17 protein-coding genes are annotated in these 17,657 nt (G+C 52.3%); 4 read left to right on the top strand and 13 right to left on the bottom strand.

Features of this window, described 5'->3' with window-relative positions:
- On the bottom strand, positions 1–1,400 hold a 1,400-nt coding region (locus tag ACNSN4_RS13555; protein WP_418286353.1), incomplete at its 3' end, for a DUF262 domain-containing protein.
- A gap of 214 nt (positions 1,401–1,614) precedes the next feature.
- On the opposite strand from ACNSN4_RS13555, the gene ACNSN4_RS13550 reads away from it, so the two are divergent.
- Positions 1,615–2,361: a recombinase family protein gene (locus ACNSN4_RS13550; RefSeq protein ID WP_418286352.1), complete on the top strand. Its 747-nt coding sequence runs from the start codon at positions 1,615–1,617 to the stop codon at positions 2,359–2,361.
- Positions 2,362–2,373: 12 nt separating this feature from the next.
- Here ACNSN4_RS13550 and ACNSN4_RS13545 read toward each other — a convergent pair whose 3' ends face one another.
- The 12 genes from ACNSN4_RS13545 to ACNSN4_RS13490 all read right to left on the bottom strand — a co-directional run bounded on the left by ACNSN4_RS13545 (position 2,374) and on the right by ACNSN4_RS13490 (position 14,902).
- Complete coding sequence (locus tag ACNSN4_RS13545; RefSeq protein ID WP_418286351.1) at positions 2,374–3,141, bottom strand: hypothetical protein; 768 nt, start codon at positions 3,139–3,141, stop codon at positions 2,374–2,376.
- Between the two features lie 121 nt (positions 3,142–3,262).
- Positions 3,263–4,408, bottom strand: a complete 1,146-nt coding sequence (locus ACNSN4_RS13540) for a P-loop NTPase family protein (RefSeq protein WP_418286350.1) — start codon at positions 4,406–4,408, stop codon at positions 3,263–3,265.
- Positions 4,405–5,262 (bottom strand): hypothetical protein, encoded by an 858-nt coding sequence (locus tag ACNSN4_RS13535; protein ID WP_418286349.1) that lies wholly within the window; start codon positions 5,260–5,262, stop codon positions 4,405–4,407. Before ACNSN4_RS13535 ends, ACNSN4_RS13540 begins: the two co-directional genes overlap by 4 nt.
- 1 nt (position 5,263) lies before the next feature.
- Complete coding sequence (locus tag ACNSN4_RS13530) at positions 5,264–5,845, bottom strand: DUF8063 family protein (RefSeq protein ID WP_418286348.1); 582 nt, start codon at positions 5,843–5,845, stop codon at positions 5,264–5,266.
- 56 nt (positions 5,846–5,901) lie between these two features.
- The gene (locus ACNSN4_RS13525; RefSeq protein WP_418286347.1) at positions 5,902–6,735 is read right to left on the bottom strand and encodes a hypothetical protein; all 834 of its coding nucleotides are present in this window, start codon (positions 6,733–6,735) and stop codon (positions 5,902–5,904) included.
- A gap of 69 nt (positions 6,736–6,804) precedes the next feature.
- Positions 6,805–8,814 (bottom strand): Env/VP5 family phage fusion protein, encoded by a 2,010-nt coding sequence (locus tag ACNSN4_RS13520; RefSeq protein ID WP_418286346.1) that lies wholly within the window; start codon positions 8,812–8,814, stop codon positions 6,805–6,807.
- A 16-nt stretch (positions 8,815–8,830) separates the two neighbouring features.
- Positions 8,831–9,025 (bottom strand): hypothetical protein, encoded by a 195-nt coding sequence (locus ACNSN4_RS13515; protein ID WP_418286345.1) that lies wholly within the window; start codon positions 9,023–9,025, stop codon positions 8,831–8,833.
- Between the two features lie 1,750 nt (positions 9,026–10,775).
- Complete coding sequence (locus tag ACNSN4_RS13510; protein ID WP_418286344.1) at positions 10,776–11,039, bottom strand: hypothetical protein; 264 nt, start codon at positions 11,037–11,039, stop codon at positions 10,776–10,778.
- A gap of 4 nt (positions 11,040–11,043) precedes the next feature.
- Positions 11,044–11,388, bottom strand: coding sequence for a hypothetical protein (locus tag ACNSN4_RS13505; RefSeq protein ID WP_418286343.1), 345 nt, complete (start codon positions 11,386–11,388; stop codon positions 11,044–11,046).
- A 684-nt stretch (positions 11,389–12,072) separates the two neighbouring features.
- Positions 12,073–12,957 (bottom strand): hypothetical protein, encoded by an 885-nt coding sequence (locus ACNSN4_RS13500; protein ID WP_418286342.1) that lies wholly within the window; start codon positions 12,955–12,957, stop codon positions 12,073–12,075.
- Positions 12,958–13,817: 860 nt separating this feature from the next.
- The gene (locus ACNSN4_RS13495; protein WP_418286341.1) at positions 13,818–14,057 is read right to left on the bottom strand and encodes a hypothetical protein; all 240 of its coding nucleotides are present in this window, start codon (positions 14,055–14,057) and stop codon (positions 13,818–13,820) included.
- 65 nt (positions 14,058–14,122) lie between these two features.
- Positions 14,123–14,902, bottom strand: coding sequence for a LysR family transcriptional regulator (locus ACNSN4_RS13490; protein WP_418286340.1), 780 nt, complete (start codon positions 14,900–14,902; stop codon positions 14,123–14,125).
- Positions 14,903–15,132: 230 nt separating this feature from the next.
- Between ACNSN4_RS13490 and ACNSN4_RS13485 the strand changes: the two genes are divergently transcribed.
- From ACNSN4_RS13485 to ACNSN4_RS13475, 3 genes are all read left to right on the top strand, one after another.
- Positions 15,133–16,068: an ABC transporter substrate-binding protein gene (locus ACNSN4_RS13485; RefSeq protein ID WP_418286339.1), complete on the top strand. Its 936-nt coding sequence runs from the start codon at positions 15,133–15,135 to the stop codon at positions 16,066–16,068.
- 83 nt (positions 16,069–16,151) lie between these two features.
- The gene (locus ACNSN4_RS13480) at positions 16,152–16,877 is read left to right on the top strand and encodes an ABC transporter permease (RefSeq protein ID WP_418286376.1); all 726 of its coding nucleotides are present in this window, start codon (positions 16,152–16,154) and stop codon (positions 16,875–16,877) included.
- Positions 16,877–17,641 carry an amino acid ABC transporter ATP-binding protein gene (locus ACNSN4_RS13475; RefSeq protein ID WP_418286338.1) on the top strand — a complete coding sequence of 255 codons (765 nt, stop codon included), beginning with the start codon at positions 16,877–16,879 and terminating at the stop codon, positions 17,639–17,641. The genes ACNSN4_RS13480 and ACNSN4_RS13475 overlap by 1 nt, the downstream gene beginning before the upstream one ends.
- The last annotated feature ends 16 nt before the right edge of the window (positions 17,642–17,657 follow it).

The following is a 17,657-nucleotide window of genomic DNA, read 5'->3' as shown; positions in this document are numbered from 1 at the left end:
ACTTCTTCTTCGGGGAATGCTAAACTTTCACTATAGCTGTAGAGCCTCTGAGACAGTTCCATCATCGGGAATTCATTTTTAGGAGCCTCTTTAATCACACCTCGGATTGCTTCGACTTTTGAATACGTACCTGAGCTGTAGACACTCTTCAGCAAGGTAGCGCATAGCCAATAGAATAACTGCTTACGGAGGTGCTTCCCTTCTTGAGATTCCCACGTTAGACCCACTCTAGGGTTCTTATAGACGAAATAGATGATAGGCATAAGACAGACGTTACTAGTAACTGAGTGGCCATCGAATCCGTAACTCTCTATCAGCTCTAAAGTCCTGAACAAAGATTTCTCGAAGTCATCATCTGTCCACGTGTTCTTCATTTCCGTAAGAACGTCTCCATCCATGAAGTGCTCAATTTTGTACGCCATCGACTGTTCGGATACGCAGAGTAGATTCTTCAGAATGAAACTGATATCAAAACCAAACCCAGAGATATCCCTGTATCCATTCAATTCATCCACAAGGTTTGTAATCTCTTGTCTGGCGTCAATTGGCGGGTCGCTCTGAGACCATTCTGCTGTCGCCATCGACAATAACACCTCGTCTTTACCGAGCTGTGTCCCACCTTCATTCGCCCGGATGAAGACATTCAGGATACGGTCACTATCTTGTTTTTCCGTTTCGTAGAAGTTGATTACAGGACGCTTGTGAACAGCATCCCAAAGAGCATCTAAATTCTGTTTTATGTACTTTTCATTGATGGTTGATTTGTCGACATTTGCGTACTCCAGCCTTTCGAGGACTGTATCGACGTAATCGTACTTGTCCTCCTCTTCCATGTCGAGGACATCACCGACCCTATACCAATACTCCCCATCGCTAACAGTTGGTTCGTTCTTGAATTCAAATTCATATTTCATCTGGAGAGCGTCATCGGTCTCGATTTTTGGATTTGAGAGAAGATTGAGATAGAGTTGTTTTCTTGTCCATGACTCTGGCTTCTTACGCATCTTCCCGTGGCCTCGGTCGGTGAAACTACCTTCAAGTCCAATATAGAATGAAGTCAACCTCTGCTGACCGTCTAATACTAGAGTCAGTTTGTCAGGTAGCTTTGCGAATTCATCGTGGACTTTCTGATTTCGATGATAAAGCTCATCGAACTGAGAGGGGTAGTTTCCTTCTGTTATGTAATCCTCGATGAATTTGTACTTGACTTGACGCTCAGCGAATTTCCCTCTGACATTCCAGTACAGGAACGAACCAATCGGGTAATCTCGAACTACCGAGTCAAATAGACGAACAATCTGCTCTTCATCCCATACAAATTCCCTCTGGATTGCGGGGAGGAACATCTGCCTGTTGATATCAGGTAGAGTCTTCGCAATCGTTGTCGACTGATACGTCATTGATACAAGAATGTCTTCGTCCTCGAAAGTAACTCTTGCGCCGTATTTGACAAGATTAGGAAAGAATTACTGGTTGTACACCAGCTCACATCTTGAACTTAATATCTACTCTCCGCATAACATATCTTATATCCTGTAAGCGGGTGACCACCCGCTCACAGCCTGTAAGCGGGTAGGGGTAATATATATACTCTCTCACATGCAAGCTACTACTATGGTTTTTAACGCCAAAAAGTCGGATATTGCGGTCTATGTTCGACGCTCAACAGATGGACAAACAGATGAACACCAGCGAGATGATATCGGAGATTGGCTTGAACGTCACGAGCTCGGAATGGCTGATGTTGAATTATTCGTTGATACTGGGTCTGGTGCTGATGGCGGTCGAAAAGAATTCCTACGCTTGATTGATGCAGTAGAAGACGGTGAACTGACCGATGTCGTCGTATGGGAGATTTCGAGAATTGCTCGCAAAGGAGTGCTGGCACAGCAATTCTTTGATGCATGCGAAAATGCTGACGTTGTTATCCACGTCACAAATGGCTCTGTCAGAGAAATCAAACCTGATGGAACCGGACGTATGGTCGCTGGCATTATCGCCGAAGTAGCAGCTGAAGAACGTCGAAACCTCATACGACGCACCAAGTCCGGGCAGAAGCGAGCTCGCAAGGAAGGAAAATGGATGGGACAAGTACCTGCTGGCTTTGAGCGTGTGGACGGGTACCTGCGAGTGAATCTTGAGCCAGACTACGAGGATGGCGAGACCGGCTACTACGATATTGTATCCGCACTTGAGGATATCGAGGACGGAGCATCATATCGTTCGGTCGCTGAACGCACACCAAATGTGACCAGACAAACACTCTCGACAATCTACCAAGACGAAGAGCGGCAACAGTGGTATCTCGGGTCAGAGGCAGATGATGAAAGAGTAGAAGCAGCGGTCGAAGCCGTCAGATAGACGGTCGACACATCATCCTTTCAGTTTACTAGCGCTCAGATATACTCTATGAGATATTATTGAGATAGAGATTATGAGAAAGGTAATCAGAGATATAAGCAATATAGGGATTAACACAGCCAACGCAGTGCTATTACTGTCAATCCCTATCAAATTGAACATGATGCCATCGAACAAGATGATATCAGACAAAAGTAGAATAATACTTAGTACACCAGCTATCTGTAGGGATTTTCTCACGAGCCAATGTGTGTAGTTCCCAAGTTCGATTTCGTATTTGTGGTCTACATCTTCTTTTGAATCTGAGCCTATGTTATGCCGCATCAAGAGAATAAACCCGAGGAACAGTATCTGACCTACAAATAGGTCAATAGCCTCAATTGCAATTGCTTGACGATATGATAAGGCCGAAGCAAGTGCGTAGGAAATCAAAAATAAAGCAAGTGCTATTGAGAAGTATGAAAAAGCCGAAAGCTTGTCGTCTTGTCTGAATGATTTAGTGAACTCAACTACTGCGTTGTCTGTGATTATGATGGCTGTTATTCCAAATAGAATTGATGCACCGACCATGCCGAAGATAATGGGTCTACCAGTCGTTTCGGTTAGATTTGACAAGTAAACGATTATAGCTGCGAATACACCGGAGACAGTAATCAAGCGGTAGTTCTGTTGAATGAAGGCCTCAACTGATTGGGGTGGTTTGTTCCCCGCTCTGTGCAAGTAGTAAGATATCGGGAAGAAGTGTTGTTCGTGGGGCTCAACCGGGTCCTCCGACTCCATTTGATATGCAAATGACGTAGATGGTTAAAAAACTCTCATATAGAGACGGACAGACAGACAGACCCCCGCCCCAAATGCGCCCGCTCGTGCGCACGTGCGAGGCCCGACTGATTCTCACCCACTAATTATCCTCCCCAAACAGTGGTTCATACTTCTGCTCATAACGCTGCTTGTGACGTGTCACAGTCTTGCTGGAGACCTCGTACAGGTCAGCAATCTCGCTATTGGTTAACTCAGTCGACCAAGCCAGCAGAGCAATCATCTCCCGCTTGTGTTCCTCCATGAGCTTGTCAAGCTCCTTTTGTGTGACCTCAGACCCATCCCCAGCAGCATCCGGGTCAAAGACAAACTCTCCCTCATCATACGTGCTCCAGTCGTCGAAATTAGTCGCAGGGACACCCGAGAGCGACATCATCTTACCAACCCCCTGTCTTTCAACTACGTCGTGATAGAATGATGCCTTCTTCTGCGATTCTTTGTGTACAAACGCAGTACACAGCGTCCGTAGAGATGGTCCAATATCTTTGCCATCCTGCCCGATAAGTAGCATGTTAGCATTGGCTTTTCGAGCCAGTTTCAGGAGCTTAGCGAGGTGTTTTGCTTTGTGTTGGTCAGAGCCACTCCCAGTAAAAATCTGAGCTGCCTCATCGATAATCATCACGATGGGCTCCACCTCTTCACCTGCCCTCATTCGCTCCCGACGGTCTTCCAGAATCTCAATCAACTCGCTGTAGTGCGTAATGCAACGGTCTAAGTCGTCGCTCTCAATGTTGGCAGCAAGAACGATATTCTCCTTTCCATATATTGAGATGAATATCTCTAACAGCAAGAAGGCAAAATCCGTCTTCCCGCTCCCCATAATCCCGTAAATATAGGAAATGAAGACTGGGATATCCCGAATCATCTGCTGAATACGCATCAGCGTCTGAACCCCGGACACGTCTGTTTGATAGCCTACAAGGCCCGAGTAATAGCTGAGATACTCAGAGTTCCGTGTTTGTAGAGCCATTGTTGCCGTTCTGTCACCATACTTTTTGATGAACTCTTGGCAGTATACGGTATCTTCAAAGTCATCTGGCATCCCGGCTACTGAGCCGTCATAGTTAGCGGCGCAGAAGGCTAGGTGTTCCGCAATCTCGGGGTCAGATATGAGACCAGTCCAATAGTATACGTCCCTGTGGTCCTGTTTCGGTAGGTTTCCGTGTGCGTATTCTCGGAACTCGGCTTCTACTGGTCTGCTGTCAACATCTGGTTCTTGTGTGCTCATTGCTCATCACCCTCTTCCTCCGTTGCTTCAGCACCTTCTTCGAACCTCTCTTCGAGGTCTCGTTGGTTCTCAGAACGTTTGTCAACGATACGTTCCTGTCGGTCGTACTTCTGTTCTAAGTAGTCCTGTAGCGGTGTAGATGGTGTTTCACCAGTCTGTAGGGTACCACGTTCCCTGCGCCGGATAGACTCATTAATTTCCGCCATCCCTGCTTCTCGTGCTACTCTTTCCTTTGAAGATGAAGTGTCAATAGCAGCGTTGACCAGTCGATACATCTCTGTCCTGATGTCTTCCACGACGCCTTTGGCGGTCCTGATATCAGACGGGTGCTCCCCGGCATACCAACTAGTGATTGCTGTGTGTGTATCCGAGTCGTATTCGTCGGCTTCGTAGGCTTGTGTTCCACTGTACGTCGATATGCGATGGAGCCCATCTGTACCAATCTCATTACCCTCATAATCCAACACAGTCATACTGCTCAATCGTTCACTGGGAAGCTCCCATACGCCCGTCTGACCAGTCTTCGCATCCACTGCACGCAGTACCGTATTGCTCCGCTGCATGATTTTAGCAGCCACAATGAGGGCAGGTAGAGAACTAAGTGTGATAGCCCACCAGCTGATTAGCAAAAGGGGCTCGTGTTCAGGACCTATCCACGCAAATACCTGCTTGTCAAGGAGGCTGATTCCGTTAACCCAATCAAGCATCCGAAAACCGAGAATTTGAAGACCGCCGATTAACCAGACGGCACCCATCACCCCAATAGGGGCTAGACTGACTGTCCAGATAATAACTGTCTTGATTCCTCGTCCAATTGATTCAACGACTCCCTTCGCTTGTTCTGTTTTCGTCATTTTACACCACCTGTTTAATCCGGTTCTTTACAACTCTCGAAATCCACATCACGTTGGCCAAAATCCCGATAAATGCGATGACTGAAGCAAGGACAATCGCATGCATCGTATAGTTGCCCTGAGGCACCGCTCTTATGCCGTCATCATACCCATTAAGCCAAATCCCACCATCGCCCGATATCGTTACTTGACGGTCTTCTACAACGGTGTACGAGACGGTTGTAACACCATCACGTGCAATCTGTTCTGTCTGCGGTTGTAGGTCTACATTCTCACCGTTTCTAGCTGTTCTTCCAGCGTCGACGATTGTGACAGACGTGCTCCTATCTGCTTCAAAACGGGCAGTGAACGTCTTTCCGTCCCACTCTGAGTCAATCATTCTAAGCGAATCAGACATGACTAGTTCGTATTCTCGTTCTTCGTCAGATTCGTCGGCCTCCGGGGTCTCGGTCTCGTCTACTTCTTCTTCTTCTTCGGTTTCTACGTCTGTTTCTTGCGCTTCCACGATTGGCATCATCGCTGTCACTGCGACGATAACCAACACTAGTAACAGTGCTAGTTTGATTATTTTATATTTTAACATATATGTAATTAATCACAGTTAAAGAATAAAGGTGCTTCCCGTAGGGAAGCAAAAGTTTACTTGCTGACTCGTGCCGCAACTGCCAAGAACGCTGCAAGCAGCGTCACAAGCGCCCCGGCATAGATGATAGTGTCACGGTCCACAGTGCTGTCACCAGCACCACCACCAACCACATCATCACCATCATTAGCGTCAGACCCGTCGTCAGTACCATCGTCAGCGTCAGTGCCGTCAGAGCCATCGGTACCATCATCAGTGCCGTCAGACCCGTCGTCAGCTCCTCCGTCGCCAGTACCGTCACCAGCGTCAGTACCATCATCAGCACCATCGTCAGTACCATCACCAGCGTCAGTACCGTTAGTACCGTCGTCAGCACCGTCACCTGCGGTGTCGTCGACCACTACGCCGCTAATCGTGATATCCATTATCTCTAACGGCATGTCGTTATCGGTGTTAGTTAGTGACATCGTCCAACTATCCACACCTGTGCCGTCCGCATCTATCGTCGTCGTGTCACCACTATCCAACGCCCCCGGTGTCGTGTCAGATGTATATGTTATGTCGGTCCCATCGGAATCATCAATTAGCGTTAGTGTATCGGCATCATACGCCGTATTAGCTGTGATTATGATTTCTACGGGTTCAAAATTGTATGATTTAGTGTCATATGTTGCACCCGGGTCAAGCATCAGTTTTGGTGATGACCCACCCGCCATGTAAGTCACACCCGCTGGCAGCGCACCATCGGTCGCATCGACAAAGTCTTGTTCTGTTTCTATCTCGATTGTCGTAGTATCCTGCGCCATCACCGGCATCGTTACCATCGACAGCACCACCACTAGTGCCATCATTGCCGTCGTCATCGTTCCAATCTTTTTCGTTACATTCATTTTCTTTGTTTCTGTTATTTTATGTTTTCGAGTGTGTCTGTAACCCCGACACAGGGTATTCTGATATCGTTACGTCGCAGGGTGCAATCGGAAGGCTACGTACAGAACGAATAGCACGAACCCAAATCCGAAAACGATGACAGCACCGCCGAACAAGCCAATAAGACCCGTCACAAGCGGACTAATCCCATCACCATCGCCAGCACCACCACCAGCAGTCAAGTCATCTCGCTCATCTACCGCATCACGGATGTCCTGCTGCGCCTCGATACGGTCCTGCGCTGAAGACCCAGTGAAGTCAGTGTTAACACCCGTGTGCGTCACTGCTACTGTTTGCTCGTTACCGTTTGCGTCGTAATTCTCGGTCAGTGTCCAAGAGTTGCTGAGCTGTGTCCGGTCAATATCCCCACTACCCGTTGCGTGGAGCATATCGTAGTTCTCAGAGTAATCATTGCCCTGAACGAATCCACGCACCTCAGTGATAAGCTCGTCCGTGAACAGAACATACGTTCCAGACTCGACTACGTCTTCTCCAGATTCATCGACTGCCCGGAAGAGAACGAAGTTCTCATTCTGCATGTCCGACTTGTCGAACGTCGCTGTGACGTTGCTACCGTCTCTGCTGACGGTTTCGCCGTCGACGTTCAGCACGTCGATAGTAACATCACTGGTAGCGATATCAGACCCATCAGCGAACGTAATCTCAGCCGTCTCAGTCACATCTTCTTCACCAGTTTCGACGAACTCAAGAACTCCCTCATGGGTGTTTGAGCTGAGCACCACGTCACCATTATTGGATACTGGAAGTGGGTTCTCATCGTACACTAGTGGTGCAGATTCAGCTGAATCTACGATGATTCCACCCTCCAGCACACCCGCTTGAGAATCATCCACAATCATTGTCGCATCGTACGTCGAACTGTACCCTAGCGTGTTGTAGAAGTACAGTTGCGAGGCGACAGAAGTGTCCATCCCAGCACCGTAATCAGTGTAGTACTCCCCGGGGCCGTAGTACTCATCTGGCGGGACCTCCCCGGCCCCAACATCATTGTACCAGTTGGCCTGCACAGTGTCGATATCATCGATAACGTTAGCACGGTCACTATCAAGCTCATCCATTCTGCTGAATGTGTTGAATAATCGGAAGTCATCCATCCCGCCGTTGGGGTCGTTACCACGGATATCTAGACGGTCTACACGTGGCGTGTGGGAATCAACTACCTCCTCGTTGGTCACACCCTCGTATGATACTCCGACAGCCCCATCTCCGCCGTCAAACCCGTCGCCGTAGACGGCAAACACAACGTCGGTGCGGTCCCCATCAGGCATCACATCATCGTTACGAGTAATGTCGATGTCAGTAATCCGGGATACGTACTCAACCTCCTCTCCATTCGGCAAGGTTACAATATCATACTCCAGAGTACTGTTCTCGCTAGCTTCCCAGTTTACTCGGAACTGCGTGTTAGCCGTCGTAGGGAAGCTGTGCTGATGTTCAACGTCGATGACAGTATCAGTTAACGGGTCCACATTTGTCGCACGTGACCCCGTGTAGATTTCTTGCCATTGTTGCTTTTGCCCCTCAATGTAGGACTCAAAAGCCACAGAATACTCCTCGTTCGCTGCCTGACGACCAGCCAACCTAGCATCAGTTGATGACTCATCAGCATATCGTGCCTCCACGATTGCTTTTTCTGCCTCAAAAAATGCTAATGTATCATACTCTGCGTCAGCAAAGTCAGACGACATTTTCGAGTTTGTTTCATCAATACTACCATGCGATACGTACACTGTCTCAGCTAGGTTCACTCCGGTCGGCAAGTCGGTGTCGCCGAACAGTGAACTCGCTGAGCAATACACACTGGATAGGCTCCCTCGTACGTCTAAGGACATCAGCGACCACCAGTCCCCGTCTATTGGCTCACAAACCACGGTCTGTGTCGTATTGTCGCTGTCATCTTGCGCAGATGCGACCCCGACTGCCCCGATTGGCATCAAGACCATGCTCGTCACCATCAAACACGCAAAAGCGAGGGCTAAGGACTGCCTCCCAGCTGTTTTTAAGTTATTCTTATTCATTACTATCCCACCTGTTTTAGAGCTCGTTCTGAGCTGTCTGAGCCGCAAAGTACATCGAGAGACCTGCGACTCCAAAGCCAACTAACCCGACAAATGCAGCCGTAGCCCCATCGAGCGACGCAATAACGTCAACTCCGAGATTTTGTTCGATACCTACAATACCACTGATTACACCGGCTCCGAAGCCAGTAATTACTTTTCCAATACTCATTTTTAGTTCACCTACCTCTTCAGTATTTTTCGAGAGATAGAGTAATTAAACAAACTAGCACAGACTGCAAAGGTTTACCCCCGAATAGTATGCTACTCGCTCACAAAGCGTATCGAAAACCCCCGAGAAACCGGGGAAAACCAAACCAGCTTTTCAAGACTTCAGACGCCCAAATATGAATCCCGCATGCACAGACAGGGCGTCTACATTACCATATGAAGGACGATTGCAAAGGTCTACCCCCACACAAGAATACGAACAGAAGTCCGGGAATCTGTGCAGGAATCTCTGAAGGAAACTGCAGATAAAACCGTACAGAAATACTCCTATGAAGCCCACTAGAACACTACTGAGTAAACCGACGAGTAAACCCACTACCCGGACAGCGACTCCGCCGACCTCGGAACCCGTAACCAAGCAGGCCTACTAAAATCAATCGGACTAAGCAACACCGAATCACCCTTGACTTCCCGGGTACCCGGTGCATCTGTATTCGGGTGTAATGGGGCATCGACCAACTCATATGCGTGTACACCCCCCGCAATCGTCGCCGTCGACCCATCCTCGTGAAGCCAAACGACAACGTACATATCAGCGTGGATACGGCCACCTCGGGCAGCAGGCACAGAATCATACCGATGGCCGTAACGTGCCATGTGCTTGCCCCAATCCCGTGTTTTAACGTCTATACGAACGCCAAAAACCTCAAAATCATGTGTACGAGTACCAACACGATGCCAGTGTTCTGACGGAATATTTTGATGTAACCAAAACTCGAACACTGCTTCGCCTTTTGACCCAGATTTTAAATCATCGTCAACCCGGGCAGCCGACCGACCCTTTTTTCGGCTCGCACTGAAGTCCCGCCACTTACGTAAGTCATCCACAGACGGCATAGGCATCTCGTTCATCCAACACGTAGGCACGTCCACCGTCATGGTGACATCACCCACTTGATTATCAACCCAGTGCCAACCATCACACCCACTACCAGAACACTAGCCTCGGCGGGCGTCATTATCGACCACCCGTATCATAATACGACTCTTCAGCTCTAGACTCTCCCTCGATAAGGGATTTTTCAGCGAGATAGATGTCTAATCCGGTGTGAAACTCCTCACAAGGCTCGTCAGACCACCCACACACAACACACCAGTACTCGGGTTTAGGCAGTACCAATCGCCTCTCATTTGGATTTAGAGACGTTTCTTCGTCACCCCCGCACGAATCACCGTCATCAACAACGAATGCGTCTACACACGCAGCACACAGGTGCTCAACGTACTCGGACCCGCAGACACTGCAACTCATTGGCCATCACCGGCATCACCCCCGTCATCAGCTACCCGCCAGCAATGGTCACACGCCAACCCAGCACAATCGATAATCATCGGGTGCCCACAATCATCACACAATCGCCCCTCCGGGTCAGGTACGACACCTGCCCAGTCACCATAGTTACTCATCGAGAATCACCCGTGAGCACGCAGTACCCCTCTCCAGAATCAACTGCGTAATCTTTGACTTCAGCAGTCACTCCGGGGAAATCATACACTTCGTTGATTCCCTGAGCTGCTTCTAATGCTTTTATTCTGCTACTATACACCTCGAACCGAGTGCCAACCATCATGATTGACACAGTTTGGTTTTGTGAGTTCATCTTGTTTTCACCCCCGTTTTGGTAGACCGGACGAGGAGACCGGGAAAACCTGAATCAGGAATCGAACCTGCGTGGGCCAGTATCAGGCGATTAATTGTCGAAGAACCAATCCTCAGAGTCCGCATCTGTGCGGATGTGCACGTAATAATTGCAGTGTGCAGCTGCGTTAACATCGTCGAGGAGCTCACATGCGAGTTCATTGTGAGCATCCTGACCAGAATCAACCTCATACTCCTCAATCAGGACGAGATAATCCTCATCCTCATACTCTAATAAGTCCTCGTGGACTCGCACATCCTCAAATTGTGTCTCTGCTACTGTGCTGCTGTCGTCGGCTTGGTTTGTTTCGTTCATTGTTCTAGTAGTAATACAGGTTAATTGTGCGGGTTGATTCGAAGTCGATGTTGATGTCTACGGTATTGAAGTAATCTACAAAGTCTTCCCAGCCTTCCTCACAGTCGTTATCAGTAATTGTGTTGGGGCTGATGTAGTCTACTCCTTCCTTCATGTCCCACGTGTTGGGGACTACATCATAGTGTAGCCAGTGGGTCCCGGTCTCGTCTTGTTCAATTCGGAGAATGTGGGAGTTGCCTTCGTGTTCCCGCATTAATCCTTTTAACGCCTCTAGTACTGTGAGTCGGTCTGTGTGGATGTCTAGTGATTCGGTGCTTGCTGCGTCGTCGGCTTGGTTTTGTGCTTTCATCACAACTCTACCTACTCGGCAGGGGAATAAAGGTGTATCCCCGACCATACTGGGTGGGTTGGAGACAACCCTTTATGCACTTGACGTGAACACTACCTATGGCAAAACAAACAGAAGCAATGATAGACATCATGGATAATATACGACTACACGGGTACGCCCGAACAACTGACTTAAACGGGTACAAAAAAGGACATTACTCCGCCAAAACCGCCAGCAGAGTCTTTAGAGAGCTCCGAGAGAACGGATACGTAACCAAAGAATCTGAAGCAGCTCACACTTATTATCCGACTGATAAACTCACTCGATTCGAACGGCCAGAACTCTAACTCTAATTCTAAAAATTTTTACTTTTTACCTGACCCAAGCCCCTAAACACCCGCCAAGCTAATACGGACACAACTACATTTTATCAGACGGAACAAGCAGTGACCAAACTACGTTTGGGAACAAGCAGAGTAGAAGTCCAACCACTAAAAACGATAGACGGCAGTTAGTTCAGCACCTCATCAATAGTAACATCACGGCCCACTAGCTCCGACAACCGACTGAGTTTTTGGTCAATTACCACTTGTCGCTGGGTAAGGTCCCACCCCGTGTAATCAGACATCAATTCCATGTCGTGCTGAATGTCCCGCCGAATCGTATCCGGGTCAGTCGTCGTCCACACATTATGTTCCGACATTATAGCTCACCCTCTGCATCATCAATATCTGATTGAATATCAGACATTAGTTTACTAACCATCTCTATCTCTGCATACTCTGTCCCCTCCAAAGCATCAATCATAGCTATCTGAGTCGATGTCATCGTCCGTGCATCACCAGACCGTGACACAGTTAAATCCCTGATAAGATTGCGTTCCAGTTCGGCGTCATCCAGATAATACACATCATCTGTCGTCATCAAATCGTTATCCACACCAAGGCAATCCTCGATATCATCTATATTCTCGAATAACTCTTCTTTTGAGATGAGACCATGCCCACGTTTGTTGTGACCCATCTCAATCGTATCATCAATGATTGTATCAATCTCCGCCCACAAATCGGCTAAAGGCGCAGCTGATAGTTGTAGAATCACTTGCTGTGCGTGCTGATTAGCAGAATTATACGATACTCCGACATCACGCATAATCATGTCACGCACCTCTTTCTTAGTAACTCTTTTAGCATTTTGACCACGCAGGCACGCAATATAGATAGCTGTCTTATCAATCCCACGAGCACCCGCCAGAACACTTAGGTCGTGCTCAGACTGTACCAGATAACCTTGTTCCTTAGCTAGTCGTTCTAGTTCTTCGGCAGGATTATCAGCTGTTAACTCTGGTTTGGTTGTGTGTGTGTCCCCTGACTCGTCATCCGAAGACAAGATAGCAGTATGCAGGTCTGATACCATTGAGATTAAGTCGTCAGATGATTCATTAGCTACTAAGTCGTCTACCACCTGACCTTGCTTATAACGGCTTCCGTGCCGTTCTACCGCCATTTCTTCTAGTTTATCAGCTGTCTCCTGTCGTACATTCAGGTTCTTCGGTACTCGGTTGCCAGTTTGACTTTTTTCAGTCATACTTAGCAGTACACATTAAGGGTATATTGGTGTTGCTGCTATACTACTACTATACTAATACTATTTTACTATAAATTAATATATAAGGTTAAAAACCGCCTTCAACCACAACGCAAACCGACCACCTCAGCTATTGGTCTCTACTCCTGAAAGTGCCGAAAACGACCGTCTTACGGATTTGACCCCTTCGAGCCATAGGCACTGGGGCTAGCTCCCTGCCTGAGACAGCACACACTCAACCAAAAATAAGGTTAAACGATAAGACATCGATTCACCACCACCAGATTAATCAGGCCACCATAGGATACGGCAGATTAGTGCTTAGGATTATGGGTCGTATGTACGGCTATCGTACGGATTCTGTGAAATACTTCTGGGGGAAGTAGGCGGTTTATAAGGGGCGATTCTTACTAAGACAGATTCCAAAACCGCACTCTGAATCAGATTTCGTCGCCTTCAGCGGGTTCGATATCAAGCGTCTCTAGGTCCAGACGGAACGCCGTGTGTGGCAACGTGTACTGGATTTCTTTCGCTTGGTTGTTGTAGCTCTTAGTAAGTATTGATGCGTCAACTAAATTTTCCAGTTCTCTATAGATTGATTCCCTCTTTGTATCTTCATACTCTTCTATATATCTTCGATGCGCTTCAGCAGCTGAACGGGGACTACGTTCAATGATTTGAATTAGATTGAGACGAGTATTCAGATCAACCGCGATGCACTCTCGGTCGCGATCGACACCCGGAAGACCATACCGTTCGTCTCGACTCGGACCGACCGCAGTCAGGCCGAAAGGAGCGTTCGCTCCGGCGGAAACATGGTACGAAAAAGAAACGTCGCGCGTCGCGACGTGGAACGGGTGTCAGTCGTCGGTATCCGCGAGCGTTTGCTTGATCTGCTCTAATCGGAGGTACGTGGCGAGGGCGAGTATGGTGCTCGGCCACAGGCCGATGAACTGGCCGCGCTGCTTGTCACCGCGAACGTAATAGAAGTACAGTGCGAGAGCGACGGAGCCCATGGACGCCAGCGCGGCGGGTCCGAAGTCGTCGACGTTGATCGCAGCCGCGGCCTCGTCTGGTACCGTGTCTGATGAGTTGTTCACGGTTTATAATTGCGCTCCAGTGACAAATCAGTTCAGCCTAAGATGATTAAATCGCCGCAGTATCGCTAGTCGCGTCCCGACGGCGCAGACTGGCTAACGACCCGCGTTGCGGTCGCCTTCCACCGTATCGCCACGTCGTCGACGGCGTTCAGGGCCAACCGATCCGCGCTCTCTCCGGTGATCAACACCCGGAAGACCACCCCGTCCACGGCGACTCGAACCGCCGACACCGTCTCGCCCGCCTCGGTCCCGACGACCTCGCCGCGCAGCCGGTTTCGGGCGCTCGTCGCGTCCGGGTCTACACCGACGTCTCCCGTATAAATCGTCACCGCGTCCGCGCCGATCCGCACCTGCACGGCGTCGCCGACCGCCGCGCCGTCGTGAAGCCCGCGAACGGTCCCGACCGCGGTGTCAACGTCGGCCAGTTCGCCGTCGACGCTCGCGACCGTCCCGTCGAGCACCGTCTCGGGGACTCGCGCGGTCGCAGCCAACACCGCCTGCAGGCGGTCGTAGCGGTCGAGCAGGTTGCGCCCCGCCGCGGTCAACTGGCTCCCGCCGCCGCCGGAGCCGCCGCGTCGGCGCTCGACGAGGGTGCCGAACGCGTCCTCCAGCGCCTCGATACGCGCGAGAGCACGAGCACGAGAGCGACCAAGGTCCGAGGCCGCGCCCGCGACCGAGCCCGCCTCGTAGACGGCCCTGAGCAGTGTCGCGTCGCGACCGTCGAATTCCGCGTCACCTTCGATGAGCGCGGCCCGACCCCGGCCCGCGGCCTCGTCGCTGCCCCGCGAGTTGTCGACCCCGTCGTCAGCGACCTCGTTTCCGTCGCGATCCGCCGACTCGTCCATATCGCGTCCGTCTCGCCGCGTGGTGTTGGCGTTTTCCCTCCGTCCCAGCTGTCGTCGATGTAACGAGATTCAGATACGCGACGGATCGCGGCGGCGACGCCCGACCCGCGCGATCAGCCGGACTGTCTCGCTCTCTGGAACGAATCCGCTATCGCCGCCGCCCGAGCATAACTAATTATGATTACTCCCGCGGCAGAAGATATATTTGGTATCGGGCGTTCGGTGTATCTATGACGATACATCGTCGGGGGTTCCTCACCGCGATCGGTGGGGGGGCAGTCGCGAGCACCGCCGGGTGTACCCGGCTCGTCGGCGGTGGTGCCGGCACCGGTGACCGGCCGGCCGTCGTCGGCGAGACGCTCACGCTCACGACGACGACGAGCACCTACGACACGGGCCTGCTCGACGAGATCCACACCGACTTCGAGGCGCGGTACGGCGTGACCGTCGACGCGGTCGCCCGAGGGACGGGCGCGGCCCTCAAATCGGCTCGTAACGGCGACAGCGACGTGGTGATGGCCCACGCCCGCTGGCTCGAAGACGAGTTCATGCGCAACGGGTACGGCGTCAACCGCCGCGATCTGATGTTCAACGACTTCGTGATCGTCGGTCCCGAGAGCGACCCGGCGGGGATTCGGGGAACCGGCTCGGCGACCGAGGCGCTCACCGCGATCGCCGACGGGGAGGCGACGTTCGTCTCTCGCGGGGACAACTCCGGCACCCACGCCAAGGAGCGCACCCTCTGGGAAGCGGCCGGAGTCGACCCCGGGGGCGAATGGTATCAAGAGACCGGTTCCGCGATGGGCGAGGCGCTGAACGTCGCCAATCAGCAGGGCGCGTACACGCTCTCCGACCGCGGCACGCTCATCTCCCAGCGCTCGGAGATCGACCTGACGATCCTCGTTCAGGGTCCCATCGAGGGCGGCCCGGAGATCCTCGCGAACCCCTACGGGGTCATGGCCGTCAATCCCGGCGTCCACGACAACGTCAACTACGACCTCGCGATGGCGTACATCGGGTGGGTCACCAGCCCGGAGACACAGGCCGGGATCGCCGAGTACCGGCGCAACGGGGAGCAGTTGTTCTTCCCCGAAGCCGTCTCCGAGGACCCCAACTTCCAACAGTACGTTCCGGAAGGTTGGAGTGGCGACTCGTCCGACGAGTGAGCGTGGCGATCGAATCTGTGGCACCGTTGGCGCTGATCGCTTCCGGTTTGCCTGCAGCCGTTGATCTGTTGGGCGCCTCTGGACTGCCGTCGACCCTCGATCCGTCGGCCGTCCTCGGTCTGCCGGACGTCTTCGACCTCCCGTTTCGGGACGGGTACGTTTCGAGCATCATCTACGTCTCGCTGTACGTGAGCGTCGTCGCGGTGGCGCTGAGCACGCTGTTCAGCGTCCCGGTCGCCGTCGTAATGGGATTCGCCGACTTCCCCGGCAAGCGACTCGCGAAGGCGGTCATCAACACGGGCATGGGCTTCCCCAGCGTCGTCGTCGGACTCCTCGTGCTCTTTGCCGTCTCCAATCAGGGACCGCTCGGGACGCTGAACCTGGTGTTCACGAAAGAGGCGATGATCATGTCGCAGTTCGTCCTCGCGACGCCGCCGATCACGGCGATCAGCCTCGCGGCGATCACCGGCGTCAACGAGAGCGTCCGCGACGCGGCGAGCGCTCTCGGCGGAACGAGACTGGACGTGGCGCTCGTGGTCCTCAAGGAAGCGCGGTACGGGATCGCCACCGCGATACTGGCCGGGTTCGGTCGCGCCATCAGCGAGGTCGGCTCCGTCCTCATCGTCGGCGGCAACATCACGGGCGCGGACGGGATTTCGAAGACGCGCACGCTGACGACCGCCATCCAACTCGAAGCGCGTCAGGGCCAGTACGAGACCGCGATGCTGCTCGGCGTGATCCTCGTCGCGCTCGTGTTGATCGTCAATACGGTCGTCCTGCGCCTCGGCGATCAGGAGGTGCCCCGCTGATGCTCACCGCGACCGACGTGACGCAGTCGTACGGGGACGCGGCCGTGTTCCGCGACCTGTCGATCGACGTCGACGCGGGCGAGGTCGTCGCCGTCATCGGCCCGTCCGGCGTCGGAAAATCGACGTTACTCCGGACGCTGGCGTGTTCCGTCGAGCCCGACGCCGGAACCGTCGCCCTCGATGGCACCGACCCGTGGACGATGGGGAAGTCCGATCGGCTGTCCCTGCGGCGGCGCATCGGCGTGGTGTTCCAGGAGTCGAGCCTCTTCGACGCGTCGGTCGCTCGCAACGTCGAATACGGGCTCCGCGTGCGTCGGTCGTGGGAGGAACGGCTCCGGAACGAACTCCGCTCGCTCGTGAGCTCGAACGGGACCGCGGAGGGGGTCCGTGACGCGCTCGACGTCGTCGGGCTGGCGGACAAGACCGACGAACACGCGGCGTCGCTCTCCGGCGGTGAAGCGCAGCGCGTGTCGTTCGCTCGCGCGCTGGCGTACGACCCCGATTTCCTGCTGCTCGACGAGCCGACGTCCGACCTGGACCCGCGAAACAGCGCGGTCATCGAGAACGCGATCGAACGGGCCCGAGACCGCGGGCTCGGCGTCGTCGTCGCGACACACGACATGCATCAGGCGGAGCGGATCGCGGACCGGACCGCGGTCCTGCTCGACGACCGCATCACGGAGGTCGGCCCCACCGACGTGATCTTCGAGAGTCCCTCCGACGACCGCACCCGGAAGTTCATCTCCGGCGAGTTGGTGTACTGACGGGGCCGACGCCGCT

It is taken from the genome of Halorubrum marinum (assembly GCF_048381195.1).
Taxonomy (GTDB): Archaea; Halobacteriota; Halobacteria; order Halobacteriales; family Haloferacaceae; genus Halorubrum.
The sequence above is the reverse complement of the archived record's forward strand: the minus strand, read 5'-3'. Positions and strand labels throughout refer to the sequence as shown.